The 13,786-nt window shown below is 69.4% G+C and carries 12 protein-coding genes; 8 read left to right on the top strand and 4 right to left on the bottom strand.

The genetic code is table 11. The features are described from left to right. Window positions 1–12: 12 nt before the first annotated feature. A complete protein-coding gene (locus OG598_RS06260; protein ID WP_328653470.1) occupies window positions 13–2,493 on the bottom strand; it encodes a M14 family metallopeptidase in 2,481 nt (826 codons plus the stop codon). Window positions 2,494–2,724: 231 nt separating this feature from the next. Here OG598_RS06260 and OG598_RS06255 point away from each other — a divergent pair, with 231 nt between their 5' ends. From OG598_RS06255 to OG598_RS06240, 4 genes are all read left to right on the top strand, one after another. After that, window positions 2,725–3,753 (top strand): hypothetical protein, encoded by a 1,029-nt coding sequence (locus tag OG598_RS06255; RefSeq protein WP_328653469.1) that lies wholly within the window; start codon window positions 2,725–2,727, stop codon window positions 3,751–3,753. Next, window positions 3,740–4,270: a hypothetical protein gene (locus OG598_RS06250; protein ID WP_328653468.1), complete on the top strand. Its 531-nt coding sequence runs from the start codon at window positions 3,740–3,742 to the stop codon at window positions 4,268–4,270. Before OG598_RS06255 ends, OG598_RS06250 begins: the two co-directional genes overlap by 14 nt. A gap of 79 nt (window positions 4,271–4,349) precedes the next feature. Further along, window positions 4,350–5,297: a hypothetical protein gene (locus OG598_RS06245; protein ID WP_328653467.1), complete on the top strand. Its 948-nt coding sequence runs from the start codon at window positions 4,350–4,352 to the stop codon at window positions 5,295–5,297. 8 nt (window positions 5,298–5,305) lie between these two features. After that, on the top strand, window positions 5,306–6,157 hold the full coding sequence (locus OG598_RS06240) for a CPCC family cysteine-rich protein (RefSeq protein ID WP_328653466.1): 852 nt from the start codon (window positions 5,306–5,308) through the stop codon (window positions 6,155–6,157). Here OG598_RS06240 and OG598_RS06235 read toward each other — a convergent pair. Then, window positions 6,135–7,088, bottom strand: coding sequence for a cyclase family protein (locus tag OG598_RS06235; protein ID WP_328653465.1), 954 nt, complete (start codon window positions 7,086–7,088; stop codon window positions 6,135–6,137). The genes OG598_RS06240 and OG598_RS06235 overlap by 23 nt on opposite strands. Before the next feature lie 249 nt (window positions 7,089–7,337). Further along, complete coding sequence (locus OG598_RS06230) at window positions 7,338–7,757, bottom strand: VOC family protein (RefSeq protein WP_328653464.1); 420 nt, start codon at window positions 7,755–7,757, stop codon at window positions 7,338–7,340. Between the two features lie 228 nt (window positions 7,758–7,985). Here OG598_RS06230 and OG598_RS06225 point away from each other — a divergent pair, with 228 nt between their 5' ends. Next, entirely contained in the window at window positions 7,986–9,173 is a 1,188-nt protein-coding gene (locus OG598_RS06225; RefSeq protein ID WP_328653463.1) for an amidohydrolase family protein, read from the top strand. 13 nt (window positions 9,174–9,186) lie between these two features. On the opposite strand, the gene OG598_RS06220 is transcribed toward OG598_RS06225, so the two are convergent. Beyond that, entirely contained in the window at window positions 9,187–9,621 is a 435-nt protein-coding gene (locus OG598_RS06220) for a glutaredoxin domain-containing protein (RefSeq protein ID WP_328653462.1), read from the bottom strand. Between the two features lie 364 nt (window positions 9,622–9,985). On the opposite strand from OG598_RS06220, the gene OG598_RS06215 reads away from it, so the two are divergent. The 3 genes from OG598_RS06215 (at window position 9,986) to OG598_RS06205 (ending at window position 13,737) form a co-directional block, all read left to right on the top strand. Further along, entirely contained in the window at window positions 9,986–11,389 is a 1,404-nt protein-coding gene (locus OG598_RS06215) for a family 43 glycosylhydrolase (RefSeq protein ID WP_328653461.1), read from the top strand. Between the two features lie 62 nt (window positions 11,390–11,451). Further along, complete coding sequence (locus tag OG598_RS06210) at window positions 11,452–13,098, top strand: RICIN domain-containing protein (protein ID WP_442931460.1); 1,647 nt, start codon at window positions 11,452–11,454, stop codon at window positions 13,096–13,098. Between the two features lie 120 nt (window positions 13,099–13,218). Beyond that, window positions 13,219–13,737: a hypothetical protein gene (locus tag OG598_RS06205; RefSeq protein ID WP_328653460.1), complete on the top strand. Its 519-nt coding sequence runs from the start codon at window positions 13,219–13,221 to the stop codon at window positions 13,735–13,737. Window positions 13,738–13,786: the final 49 nt, after the last annotated feature.

Below are 13,786 nucleotides of genomic sequence, written 5' to 3'. Positions count from 1 at the left end.
GTCGGACTGGCGCTACCTCTTGGCGATCCTGATCGTCGCGGTGCGGTAGTTGTTGCGCTTGTCGTTCTTCGTCGGGTCGTAGTTCTTCTCGATGTTGCCGGCGCTGTCGACCGAGAACCAGTTGAACGTCGTCGTCTCGGTCACGTGGAACACCTGCCCCGGCTCACGGAACTCGGTCGCCGCGTAGCGGGGCGACTCGAGCGTGGGCCGGCTGCCGTCGGTCGTGTAGTAGATGGTGGCCGGCTCGCTGGTCTCGAAGTGCACGTCGACAGGCCCGGAGTAGCGCCCCGCGCCCGGGACCAGCTGGGACGTCGGGTCCTTCTTGTCCCTGCCCCAGTCCGCCGCGACCCGGAACATCTCCATGATCCCGTTGGCGTACTCCATCGTCTCGGCGTGGCCACTGACAAGCTCGGGGTTCCCGTCCCACTCCGGCTGGAACGACCCGCCCTGCCAGTCACCCGTAGTCGGGTTGTAGACGGAGCCGCCGACCTCCCAGCCGAACGCGTAGATCCCGTAGGTGTGGTAAAGGTCCTCGCGTACGTTGCCCGCCGAGGAGTAGAGGACGTCGGACGAGCCGCCGACGTTCTCCGGCGTGACGACGGTTTCCCGGTGCGCCTTGACCTGCGACAGGATCCGGGCGGCGGACTGCCAGTAGAACGCCTCGTCGCCCAGTGGCGGGCGCGGCGTGGTGATCCGGCCGTCCGCAATGTAGGCGCCGGGCTGCCAGAAGAGCTGACCGCCGTTGGAGTGCACCGACATCATGAACTTGATGTTCTTGTACTTCTCGACCAGCCAGACGATGTTCTTCGCCTCGGGCTCGGACAGCTCCTCCGGCCCCTGGTAGGTGCCACTGACGCAGTTGGTCGACCCTCCCGCGTAGCCGTCGTGGCCCGACCCGACCCGGTAGTTCCGGTTCAGGTCGACGCCCCAGGAGTTCCGCTGCGCCGGATCGGCGCTCGCGTCCGGGCAGTGGTTCGTCATGTTCTTACGCTGCGAGGCGAAGTTGTAGAAGCTGTAGTTCGCCCCGTCCGGGTTGTTGGACAGGATGAAGAAGACGTCGGTGTTCTCGACGATCTTCTTCGTCTCCCGGTCGGACCGGTAGTTGTGCACCAGACGTTCGGCGGACTCCAGGCTGGTCGTCGCCGGCACCCACTCGCGGGCGTGGTCCTGCGCCTGGATGAGGACACCAGGCTTCTTACCGTCACGGTGCTTGCCGATCCGCAGGACCGGGATCGTCGCGGGGCCTCGCGGCACCTCGCCCTCCGGTGCTCCGACGCGCTTCTGGTCGAGGAAGTCGGTCAGCGCGACCGGGCCGGCCGTCGCAGCGACGATGCCGGTGCCCTCGTTGGTGCGGTACGGGTGCGCCCGGTCGATGAGCCCCGCAGAGCGGGTCCGCAGCGCCTCGGCCACCTCGGCGGCCGTGCTCGTCGGCGCACCCGAGGCGTCAGTGGCGAGCAGGACACGGACCGCCTTGCCGGTGACCTCCACCGCCAGCGGGAGATCCGGGTCGGGCCGGTCCACGAAGTCCACAGTGATGTCGTTGCCGCCCTGGTGACCCCACGCTGCCGAGGTGACGACGACCGCCGCCTGCCCGGTACCACCGATCTGGGCCTGCGCCTTGCGTTGGTACCCGTTCGTCTGGTTCGGCAGGTAGACGATCTCGGCGATGTCCGGGTACTGACGGGCGATCTCCTTGGCACGGGTGAAGAGCTGCTGCGGGTGCCGGTAGCCGTCCACGAAGTCCGACTTGTAGGACGGGTTCGCCGTCAGCGGCGGCGGGGCGTCCTCGAGCCAGTTGGAGACGACACCGGTCGCGAAGCCACCGGTGGAACTCGTCAGCTTGATCTTGTTGGGGCGTACGTCGAGCTTGAAGAGGTTCCGGTGGAACATGTACTGCCCGGAGTCGACGAACCGGCTCATCGTCCGGGCGAAGCCGAACGGCGTGCCCTTTCCCGAGTCGTTCTCCAGCTGCATCCCGACGATCGGGTCCGCCTGCTGCCCCTCGGTGGTCCGCGCCTCGACGTAGAGGAAGCCCTGACCCTTCGTGGTGAACCAGTCGGCGCGGACGACGCGTACCGTCGCGTCGTGGTTGGCCGGCTGGGCCGCCCGCGCGGTGGCCGCGCCGATGCCGAGGCCGCCGTCGGCCTCGTCGCTCCAGGCGAAGCCCGCGTCGTCGCCAAGCACCTCGACGCCCATCGCCGTGAGTTCGGTGACCTGCTCGGCGGTCACCACCGCTTCGCCCTCGATACCGTTCGGCACGCGCCGGAGGCCGTGTTCGAGATCGAAGCCGGCGGCGGCCACCGTGTCCAGCATGTCGGCACCGGTCAGCCTGATGTGTACGAGGCGTACCGACTCACGACCCTGAGGTTGGGACCGGCTGGCGGCGGCTGACGGCCCCGTGGGATCGGCGCCCGCAGGGCCGGTCGTCACGAGGATGCTGCCCACCAGGGTGGTCAGCGCGAGTAGCGCGATGCGCCGTTGTGATCGCCGCATTCCCCCTCCTTCTGCCTACGACGGGTGATTGCCGGCGGACCGGTCCGGTGAGCGTATGTGCGTCCGCGGCTTCAGTGGTTCACGTCGATCGAATTTGAGCATTCCTTGAGGCGACCGTCGCCGGCCCCGCGCCGCCGCGTTTGTAACCCGGGCACCTTGTCCCCCGGCGGAGGGAGCGCTTCCCCTTCTGTCGGGGAGGAGAGCTGAGCCGCAGCCCGCGATCGTAGGTCCATGGCTGTTGTTGAGATACCAACCCGCACCAGAGCGTGGGCGCTGGCGTGTGCCGTGTTCGTCGCCGCCGCGGTGGCTCAGCGGCTGTACTGGATCGCGGGTGGCCGGTGGGGGTACACCGCCTGCGACCGCACCGATCTGGTCGATCCGACGGGCGGGTGCGGCGCGGACCAGGTCGTGGTGTTGCCGTTCTGGTCGGGGTGGGGAGCGGTGGGGGTCGGCGTCGCCCTCGCGGTGCTGCTCGCGTACACGGTCCGGATGCCCGGCACCTGGGCGACCGCCGGTGGCTGGGCCGCGGCCGCGCTGCTGCTGGTGGTCGCGTTCCCGCTGCACCTGGTCTTCGAGATCCCGGCGGCGCTGGCGGGGCGGCCCTCGGACTGGCGTGACCTCGGAGCCCGGCTCGTACTGATGACCGGTGGCGTCCTGTTCGCCGGGCTCGCGAACGCATCCGGGACCCGGCGCGGACCGACCGCCGCCGGCTACCGGCCGGTGCCGCTGTGGACGCGCCGCTGGGCGTACGTCGCCGTCGCGCTGCCCGTGGTCGGCTGGGCAGTGCCCCACGCGCTGTGGGTGCTCGGCGTTCCGGTCGGCATCTCCGAGCAGGAACTGAACGACATCGAACGGAGCCTCTCCACGGCGACGGGCGTGGCCATCACGCTCGTCCCGCCGCTCGCCGGCCTGCTCGTTCTCGGGCTGGTACAGCGGTGGGGGCAGCAGTTTCCGCGCTGGGTGCCGGGTCTCCACGGTCGACAGGTCCCCCGGCGGCTGGCGGTGATCCCAGCCGCCGTGGTGGCGCTCACGCTGGTCACCTACGGCGTGCTGAGCATCGCGGTGCTCGTCGGCCGACTGCTCACAGGTGACACGCGCTGGTCCGACGTGTGGGACGGATGGGCAGTCACCGCCACGCTGCTGGTCTTCCTCGGCTGGGGAGTGTCGTTGGCCGTCACCGCCATCGGCTACGCCCTTGCCACCTCGACCGACGCCGCCATTACCGCCTCCCAGGATCGGAGCGTCCATGAACCACGCTGACTCTGCCCGCGTCTCGACCGCCGACCCGCCGCCCTGGGCGATCTGGGCCGCCTACGCCGTACCGCTCTGCGTCCTACCGTCCGCGGCCTGGCGACTGTCGTTGGTGTTCACCGACGATGGCACCACGCACTGGTACATGGTCTTCCTGTCCGCGCTGTCGATGGGACTGGCCCTGTTGACACTCGGGCTGGTGCACCGGTGGGGACAGCGAGTTCCGCACTGGGTGCCCGGCGTCGGAAGCCGTCGCATCCCGGCGCGTCCAGTCGCGCGCGTCGCGCTGACCGGCGGCTGGCTGCTCGTCGCCATCTGCGTGTACTTCCTCCTCAACCACAGGTTCCATCTCGTGCAGAGCGGCTGGGTAGGGATCGGCGGCGACGAACCGGTGCACCCGACTCCCGGCTGGGAGGTGTTCCGTTACTACGCCCCAATGCTCGCCTGGGGACCGCTCGTCATTGCCGTGGCCGCCGACTACGGCCGGCGCGCAGCCAGGGTTCGAAGACTGGATCAGCACCGGTGAGAGTTCGTGTGTGGGGGCCACTTGGGTCGTGACGTTTTCCCGCCTGCGGGAGCAGAACGCCCGGTCCTATCCTTGCGCAATGTCGTACGCCGATCTCACTCATGCGCAGTGGAACGACCTCTCCGATGGTGCTGCCCGCCGGCTCGCCGAGGAGATCGCCGACCGGCACGGTCTGACCGTGCCGGTCGGCCTTCAGGACACTGTGTACGCGGGGCGGCCGCACCGGGTGGCGCTGTTCGAGCGGGACGAGATGCGCTTCGCGCTGGTACCCGGCGGCCGACCGACGCTCGGTCACGACGCGGCCCGTTTCCAGCCCACGTCGGACCAGCTGGCCAGCTACGCCGACAGTGCCGACGAGTACGGCCTTCCACAGTTGGCCGAGTACGTCGACGCGATGACCTCGCCGGTGCGCACCGTGGAGTTGCCAGCGACACTGGTCGCTGTCGACGCGTTCGACCCGTGCGAGGTTTCACTGGCGCCGGACGACCCCCGGGTGCTCAACCTCATCGCGTCGGAGGGAGCTCAGCTCGACGGGGTGAGCCAGTTCCGGTCTGCCGGTGGGCTGACCGTCGAGTTCGACCGGACCGGGCAGGTGACGAGGGCCCGAGCGATCACGGACGTCTCCTACGACGAGGCGATGGCCCAGCTCGCGAGCGCCGGCCTGCGGACGACGACCGCGGACGAGTGGGAGTGGGCATGTGGCGCGGGGGCGACGACCCTGTTCCGCTGGGGTGATGACTGCCCCAACGACGGTTACCCGTACGACCACAAGACCGGGGTGCACCGCGAGACCAACCTGTGGGGGTTGGCGATCGGGCAAGATCCGTACAAGCACGAGGCGACCACCGAGCGCACCATCGTGTGCGGCGGCGACGGCGGCGGCACCACCTGCGGAGGCAGCGGTTTCTTCCTGGGGTGGCTCACCCTCGCGACCGCCTACCGGGACCAGGATTTCGGCCAGTGGCTCGCCTCTGACGACGGGTACGCCGAAGAGATCCTGACCCGGCCCGTCCTGGAACTGAGCTGAGCCCACACATGGAGCCCGCCTACCCCTGTGTGTGCTGCGGATATCGCACCCTCTTGGACCCACCGGGATCTCATGAGATCTGTCCCGTGTGCGGATGGGAGGACGACGTCTACCAACTCCGCTGGCCGTATCAGGCGGTCGGCGCGAACGATCGCTCGTTGTTCGATGCCCAGCGGAGCTTCATTCCGCCCGCGTCCAGCCCTGGTTCCAGCCGTAGGCAGACCCGCGCCGACGTAGCCGATGTCGAGCGGGATCCCCTCTGGCGGCGCATCGATGATCGCCGCGACCGGTTCGAGCCACGCGGCGGGAGCCTCGCCCCCTGGCCCGACGATCGGACGATCCTGTACTGGTGGCGGCGCCGCACCTCGAGAGCCTGGTGGGAGGACGTCGCACCCAGTGCCCTCACCTACGGCGACGACGCCGACAGTCGGGCCACCGAGTTCACCGCTGCCGTGCATGCTGTCGCCGACGCGACGCCCCCTGCCGATCCTGACAACCTCTCCGGCATGGAGATCGACTTCGACCACTACCTCTGGCGCTGCCGATCGATCCGCGAGGTGACAGTGTCCAGCAGCGCGGACCCTGCGCGTCAACTGACCGCCCACTGCCTCGCCACACAAGCCGCAACGCCACAGCAGGTCGCAGCGGAGATCGAGAACGCGTGGCTGCGGGACCTTCGCTACCAGGACTGGGAGGCCCACCTGCTGGAGGTCACGCCGACCTCGGTAGATCTGCACGTGGCGACCAGGAACAGCCAAGGCGGCTACTACATCACCGCTTCGATCTTCACACGATGGTCCGACAACGTCGATGTGCCGACAGGCGCAGCACCCGAGTTCAGAACGTGGCGATCGGGTTGACCGGGCTGCCGGACGTGCCGGCGAAGCGAACCGGTGCGACTGCCAGGTGGAAGTCCCACTGGCCAAGCTCGGCAGCCGTCGCCGCGCACGCCTCCAGGTCGCAGTTGTCGAGCATCCACAGACCCATCGCGACGAGGCTCACGGCGTGGACCGGCATCAACACGTCGTCGTACCCCGACGGCTGAACGTCCTGTGGTGTATCGGCCCCGATCAGCGCGACCCCCCGTTCGTGCAGCCACGGCAGGCAGGACGCGTGCCAGCCGGCCTGCGTGAAACCGCTGGCCGCACCGTTCTCGTGCCGGAAGCGCCCATAGCCGGTCCGCAGGAGTACCGCATCGCCGGGTCGCACCCGCACACCCTGGCGACGCTCGGCCTCCTCGAGATCGTCGGGAGACACGCCCTCCCCCGGCGCCAGCCACGGCACACCGCGGGCCGCCGCGACGTCGAGCAGAACACCACGCGTCACGATCCCGTTCGCGGCCGCCGTGACGGCCGCCCACGCCGAGCCCGTCGCGGCGTCGACCAACGAGTGCGACCGCCCGTTGTACATGGTGCCGTCCCAGTAGATGTGGCACGGCGAGTCGAGGTGGGTGAGGGTGTTGCCGTGGAACGAGATGCCGAGCCGCTCGGACGAGAAGCCCCAGCGCCGGTCGGCGTGGAAGGCGGCCGGCATGTTCTCCGCACCCGGCATGTCGGCGGTGCACGGGCACGTCGTCGTCGACCGCTCCATGTCTCCCGGTGCGACAACCTCCCAGGCGCAGGACACGCTCCTGCCGTGCCGCACGGCCCGCGCCGCCGCCAACCGGACGTCGTCGGTGATGTGGTTCAACGTGCCGAGTTCGTCGTCGTCGCCCCACCGCCCCCAGTTGGACAGCGTGTCGAAGTACCCGAGCACCTCGTCCTGGGTCGGCATCGGTCGTCCTGCCGTCATGTCAGCATCGACTCCTCTGGTCACGCGGTTTCGAGGCACCGCAGGCCAGGGTAGCCCGCCGCTTGATCGACGGACGTTCGCAGGCAGCGAACCTGCCGATCTCGCCGTCCGGAATGCCCGCCTCGAGCGCGGCACGACGGAGCTGGCCTTGATGATCCATGGCCCAGCATGATGCCATCGAGGTACGACGAGAGGACGCCGCGCGGCCGGATGGCTCGCCCTGTCGGCACCATCGCTGGTGCCCGACGGTCAGAGGCCCTGCCCCACCTCGACCAGGTAGCCGTCCGGGTCACGCAGGTAGCAGCGGATCTCCGTTCCGTGGTCCTTCGGCTCGGTGATGAAGTCCGCCCCCCGGGACTTCCACTCCTCGTAGAGCTTCCGAATGTCCCGGACCCGGACGTTCATCGCGCAGCTCAGGGTGTTGGAGTCGGCCGGCGCCTTGGCCTGCACCGTCGGCTTGTCGTCCGTCGGACCGCCCTCGACGTTGATGATGATGTAACTGTTGAAGAACTGCATGATCAGCGGGCTGCTCTCGTGGACGCAGGTCGCCCCGAACACCCGCTCGTAGTACTCCCGGGACCGCGCCAGATCGCGAACGATCAGCAATGTCGCGAGGAACATTCCGTCCTCGGGCTCGAAGTAGTCGGGTGCCGGGTTGGCCAATGCCATGACCGTCCTCCTGTCGTTGCCCGTTCAACGCGAGAAGTCGGGCGGCGTCGTATCCCCCACAGATGGTGGTGAAAACGCCACTGCGGCGGGTGATGTCCCGACCGACCCGACAGGTGCCGACCCGGCCGGGGGATGGCATATCGCTCGGGCGAGGGAGGCCGGTTGCCCGTGGCGATGCGATGGTCAGCCCAGGACCGGTGGCAGTTGTGGCCGAGCGGGGGGATGACGATGACGCAGCACGCTGTCCGGGTGGCCCGGATGTTCGACGGCGAACGGCTCGTGGACGGTGGGGTGCTGGTCCTGCTCGACGAGGGGCGCATCGTTGACGTGCGCCGGGGTGGCGCCGAGACGCCGGAAGGCTGGCCGGTGCGCGACGAGCCGAACGGCACGCTGCTGCCCGGTCTGGTCGACGCGCACGTGCACCTGTGCGCCGACGCCGGGCCCGACGCGCTCGGCCGGCTCACCGATCGTCCCGAGTCGGACCTCGACGCGGTCGTCGAGGCGTCGCTACGTACGCACCTGGCGGCCGGCGTCACGACGGTCCGGGACCTGGGCGACCGACGTGACGCGGTGCTGCGGTGGCGGGATCGGCGGGTGCGGGACGACCTTCCGACGGTGGTGGGGTCGGGCGCACCGCTCACCAGCGTCGGCGGGCACTGCTGGTCGTTGGGCGGTGAGGCGAGCGGTGTCGACGGGGTTCGCGAGGCCGTACGTCTGCGGGCGGCGGCCGGTGCCGATCTGGTGAAGGTCATGGCCAGCGGCGGGGTGTTCACCCCGGGCACCGACACCACGAGGCCACAGTTCACCGACGAGGAGCTGACCGCCGCGCTGACGCAGGCCCATGATCTCGGCCTGCCGGTGACCGCGCACGCGCACGCGCTCAGCGCGGTCGAGCAGGCGCTGCGCGTCGGTGTGGACGGCATCGAGCACTGCACCTGCGTCACCGCGGCCGGCGCCCGTGTCGCCGCTGAGCTCGCGGACCGACTGGCCGCCTCCGGGGTGGCGGTCTGCGCCACGCTCGGCACCGACCCAGCAGTGGTCACGCCACCGGAGGTGGTGGAGATGGCGGCGCGGGCCGGGCTCAGCGAGGCCGCGCTGCGCGACGGGGTTGCCACACTGCACCGGGCCGGGGTCCGCCTGGTGGCCGGTTCGGACGCGGGCCTCGGCCCCGCGAAGCCGCACGGGATCCTGCCCGAGACGCTCGTCGAGTACGTGGCCTGCGGTATGTCCGCCACCGACGCCCTCGCCGCTGCGACCTCGGTCGGGGCCGAGGTGTGTGGCCTGGGGCGACGCAAGGGTCGGGTCCGCCCCGGGTTCGACGCCGACCTGCTGATCGTGGACGGCGACCCGACGAGCGTCATCACTGTGCTGCGCCGCCCGCTCGGTGTGTACCTCGCCGGTGACCTCGTGAGATGAGGGTGTCGCCGGGTCAGGACGAGCGGAGCTGCTCGCGGACCCAGGCCCGGTCGGGGTTCACGACAGCCTGATCGCCGAGCACGACGGTGGGCACTGTCTCGTTGCCGCCGGCTACCGCCCGGACGGCGGCGGCAGCGGCCGGGTCGCGCCAGATGTCCACCCAGTGCGCCCGCCGGGCGAGCCGGCCGAGGGAGAACCGGAGCCGTAGGCAGTAGTGACAGCCGGGACGCCAGTACACGATCGGCCGGCCGTCCACCGCACTGGCCCCTTGCGCCTCGGCGGCGCCCGTCGAGCGGGGGAAGGCCCACGGCGACAGCAGCAGCGCCAACGCCAGGAAGACCAGCAACTCGACGCCGCCGACGACGGGCAGACCGTCGGCCAGTTGCGTCACCGCCACCAGCACGCCGAACGCCGCCATCAGGATCGCCAGAGCCCACCGTCGCAGCACGCCGAGGACCCTACCTCCAGGTACGCGATGGCCGCTGTTCCGGCCAGGTGGGCGACCACAACACCTTGACAGGCATCGATGTTAACGCCAACATGAACTCCGCCACCTGATTGCAACGCCACCGTCACATTCCCAGCCCTTCGCGCCTCTCCCCCGGTCCTGCCCGACGTCGCCGCGTGGCGTCGACCGGATCGGCTACGGGATCGCCGCGGTTCTACCGGTGCTGGTCAATGGCCGTTCCCAAGCTCGCGGAGGACAGATGCCGCTGCCATCCCCTCGAACCGACCCGACCATTCGTCGGGCCGTCCGCCGGGGGCCTGCCGGCCACGGTGTCCCTAGGCGTCTGCGGTCGACGCTGGCCGCGGTGTTGGTGGTGCTGGCCGTTTCGGCCGGCCTGCCCGTGGCGGCGCAGGCCGCACCGGCCGTCAGCTACACCAACCCGTTGGTGAACCAGCGGGCCGACCCGCACATCTTCCGGCACACCGACGGCTACTACTACCTGACCGCGACGGTGCCGCAGTACGACCGGATCGTGCTGCGCCGCGCGACCACCCTGCAAGGGTTGGCGACGGCGGCGGAGACGACGATCTGGAGCCGCCACACCAGTGGAGAGATGGGCGCCCACATCTGGGCCCCGGAGATCCACTTCATAAACAACCGGTGGTACGTCTACTTCGCCGCGGGCCGCACCGACGACGTGTGGCGCATCCGGATGTACGTGCTGGAGAACGCCAACGCGAATCCGCTGACCGGTTCGTGGACGGAACGCGGCCGAATCACGACACCCTGGGACACCTTCAGCCTGGACGCCTCGACCTTCGTCGCCAACGGGGTGCGCTATCTGACCTGGGCCCAGCAGGAACCGGCGATCGGAAACAACTCCAACGTCTATCTCGCCCGGATGGGCGCCAACCCGTGGCAGATCACCGGCACCGTGACTCGACTCGTCGTGCCGACGTACGACTGGGAGACCCGCGGCTACCGGGTTGCCGAGGGACCGGCGGTGATCCAACGAAACGGCCGGATCTTCCTGACCTACTCGGCCAGCGCCACGGACGCCAACTACTGCCTCGGGATGCTGAGCGCCTCCGCCGGCGCGAACCTGCTCGACGCTGGCTCCTGGAGCAAGAGCCCCAGCCCGGTGTTCGCCAGCAACGCGGCCACCAGTCAGTACGGCCCCGGCCACAACTCGTTCACCGTCTCCGAGGACGGGCAGAGCGACATCCTCGTCTACCACGACCGGAACTACCGCGACATCACCGGTGATCCGCTCAACGACCCGAACCGACGCACCCGGCTGCAGAAGGTGTACTGGAACGCCGACGGGACCCCGAACTTCGGCATCCCGGTGCCCGACGGGGCCACACCGGTGCGGCTGCGATCCCATGACCAGGCCAGCAGCTACATCCGGCACTACGACTACCGGGCCCGCATCGAGCCGAACGTGACCAACCTTGCCGACTCCCAGTTCCGCATCGTCACCGGCCTCGCCGGCGGCGGTTCGGTGTCGCTGGAGTCGACGAACTTCCCCGGTTACTACCTACGCCACCGGGGCTACGCCCTGTACGTGGAGAAGAACGACGGCTCGGCGCTGTTCGGCGGCGACGCGAGCTTCCGTCGTCAGGCCGGCCTCGCCGACAGCGCCGGGATCTCCCTGGAGTCGCAGAACTTCCCGGGCCGCCACGTGCGCCACCGCGACGGTCTGCTCTACATCGAGGCGGTCGGTTCGAGCGCCGAACGCGCCTCGGCCACCTTCCACCTGGAGTAGGTGCCAGCGGTCGTCGACACCCGTCCCGGTACGCCCGGAGCCCATTGCAGCCAGGAGGAGCGATGCCCTTCACCAGCACGAGAAGACCGTCCGGCGGTCTGTCGATCCGTCGCGGCCGGCGGACGGGCCTGGTGCTCGCCATGATCATCACGCTGGTCGGCGCGGCCGGTGCCGCTCTGGTCGGCGCACCGCCGGCAGCGGCGGCGAGCATCGACACCAACGCCTACTACGTCCTGGTCAACCGGTACAGCGGCAAGGTCCTCGACGTCCGGGACACCTCGACGGCGGACGGCGCGGTGATCCAGCAGTGGTCCCGTAACGACGGCGCGTGGCAACAGTTCCAGTTCGTCTCCTCCGGCAGCGGCTACTACCGCCTCAAAGCCCGGCACAGCGGCAAGGTCGTCGACCTCTGGGAGTGGAACACCGCCGACGGCGCCGAGTACCGCCAGTGGTCCGATGCCAACGGCGCCAACCAGCAGTTCCAGGTCCTCGACTCCGACAGCGGTTACGTCCGGCTGATCAACCGCCACTCGGCCAAGGCACTTGAGGTCTGGGAGCGGTCCACCGCCGACGGCGGCCGGATTAGTCAGTACGCCGACCTCAACGGCCCGAACCAGCAGTGGCAGTTGGTCGCGGTAGGCGGCGGAGGCACCGGCTGTGGCAGCGGGTCGACCAACGCCGAGGCCGTGCTGAGCGGGAGCACCTGGACGGCCCGTAACGGCTCGTCGACTGTCTACTCGGGTTCGGACATGCTGTCGGCGATGCAGGCGGCGGTCAACTCGCTCTCGGCGGGCCGTACGTCGAAGCAGCGGGTGGTGGTGCGCGGCTCCGGCTCGATGAGCGCGGGCTCGCGGTTGTCGCTGCCGTCGTACACGACCCTGGCCGTGTGCGGCACGATCAACGCGACCGGGTCGGGCTCGGGCGACCAGGCGCCGGTGTACTCGCGGGGAACCACTGACGTCGAGGTGCAGAACCTCACGCTGACCGGTTCGCCGTTGTACGGGATCTTCATGCGCAACGTGAACAACCTGACTCTCGGGCAGATCGACATGCGGCTCTCCGCCGGTCTGGGCGTCCGCATCGACAACCACGGCGGAGATCGAGCGGTCAAGGTGCGCAACGTCCGCATCGACAACGTGTACGTGTCGGGAACCGGTACCCACGGGGTGGAGACGTACGGCGTGGACGGTCTGACGATCGGCACTGTCACGGCCCGGAACACCCGGGACTCCGGGCTGCTGCTCAACGACACGATCAACGCCACGGTGGGCACTGTCGACGCGCAGGGCGCCGGGGCCGGAACCGGGTACGCGGCGTTCCGGATGGCCAACCGCAACGGCCGGGTGGGCAACTCGTACCCGACGAACATCCGGGTCGGCACCGTGCTCGCGTCCGGCGGTGGTCGGGGGATCTTCTGCGTGTCCGAGTCCGGCGGCGCGGTCATCGACCGGGTGACGATCTCGAACACGGGGAACAACGCGATCCTGGTGGAGAACTGCTACAACGTCGTGATCGCCGGGGTGTCCGGGACGGTGACGGGCGGTGGTGAGGTACGGATCGCGGCCCGGAGCGAGTTCCCGATCTCCTCTGGCATCCGTTTCCAGAACCTGACAGTCAGCGGCACCAACATCACCCAGAGCCCCTGCGGTGGGGCGAACAACACGATCAGCAACGTCACGCGGATCAATTCGACGCTGACGTGGTGCTGACCCGGTGAGGAGCGGCCGCCCGGGTTCGGGCGGCCGCTCTCCGCCGGATCGCGGCGCTGGTACGTCGCCCGGACCGGTCGCGGGGTTTCACCGGCTGGCGCTTCCGGGTAGCGATGGCCCATGAACCGCAATCTCGTCAAGGCCCTGCAGGTCGCGTGGGAGCTGCCGGAGTTCCGCACCGGGGTGCGACACGTCGTCGATCTCGAGGAGATCGCGGGGCTGCTGGCGACGCTGTCCGTCCCGGACCATGACCACGAGGTGGAGCGCAGCCTACTGAGCCTGCTGCGGTCCGCCCTGGACACTGTCGAGATTCGGGAAGCGGTGTTGCTGCTGCTGGAGCAGGACGAGGTACGCAGACCGCTGGTCGCGGCGGCGGTGGAGCCGCTCGCGGACCGGCCGGGTCAGGCTGCCGCCATCACGTCGGCGGCCGAGGACCCTGTGGTGCGGCGTGAGGTGCGGGCTGTGCTGGCCAGCGCCAAGGTGCGCGAGCTGATCTGGCAGGCGATCGAGAACCAGATGAGCGACAACCGGTTCGGCCTGATCCGCCGGGCGGTGGTGCTGTTCGTGTGGCACCCGCGCGTTCGACGCCTCGCGTGGGCGGTGCGCCGGCACGGCGTGTTGCGCGAGCTACGCCGGTAGCAGTGATCCAGCCCAGTCGATGTCGGAGGCGTAACAATTCTGTTAGCGT

The sequence above is a fragment of the Micromonospora sp. NBC_00330 genome, assembly GCF_036136635.1.
Taxonomy (GTDB): Bacteria; Actinomycetota; Actinomycetes; order Mycobacteriales; family Micromonosporaceae; genus Micromonospora; species Micromonospora salmantinae.
Note: the sequence above shows the minus strand (reverse complement) of the source record. Positions and strands in the feature narration are given on the sequence as shown.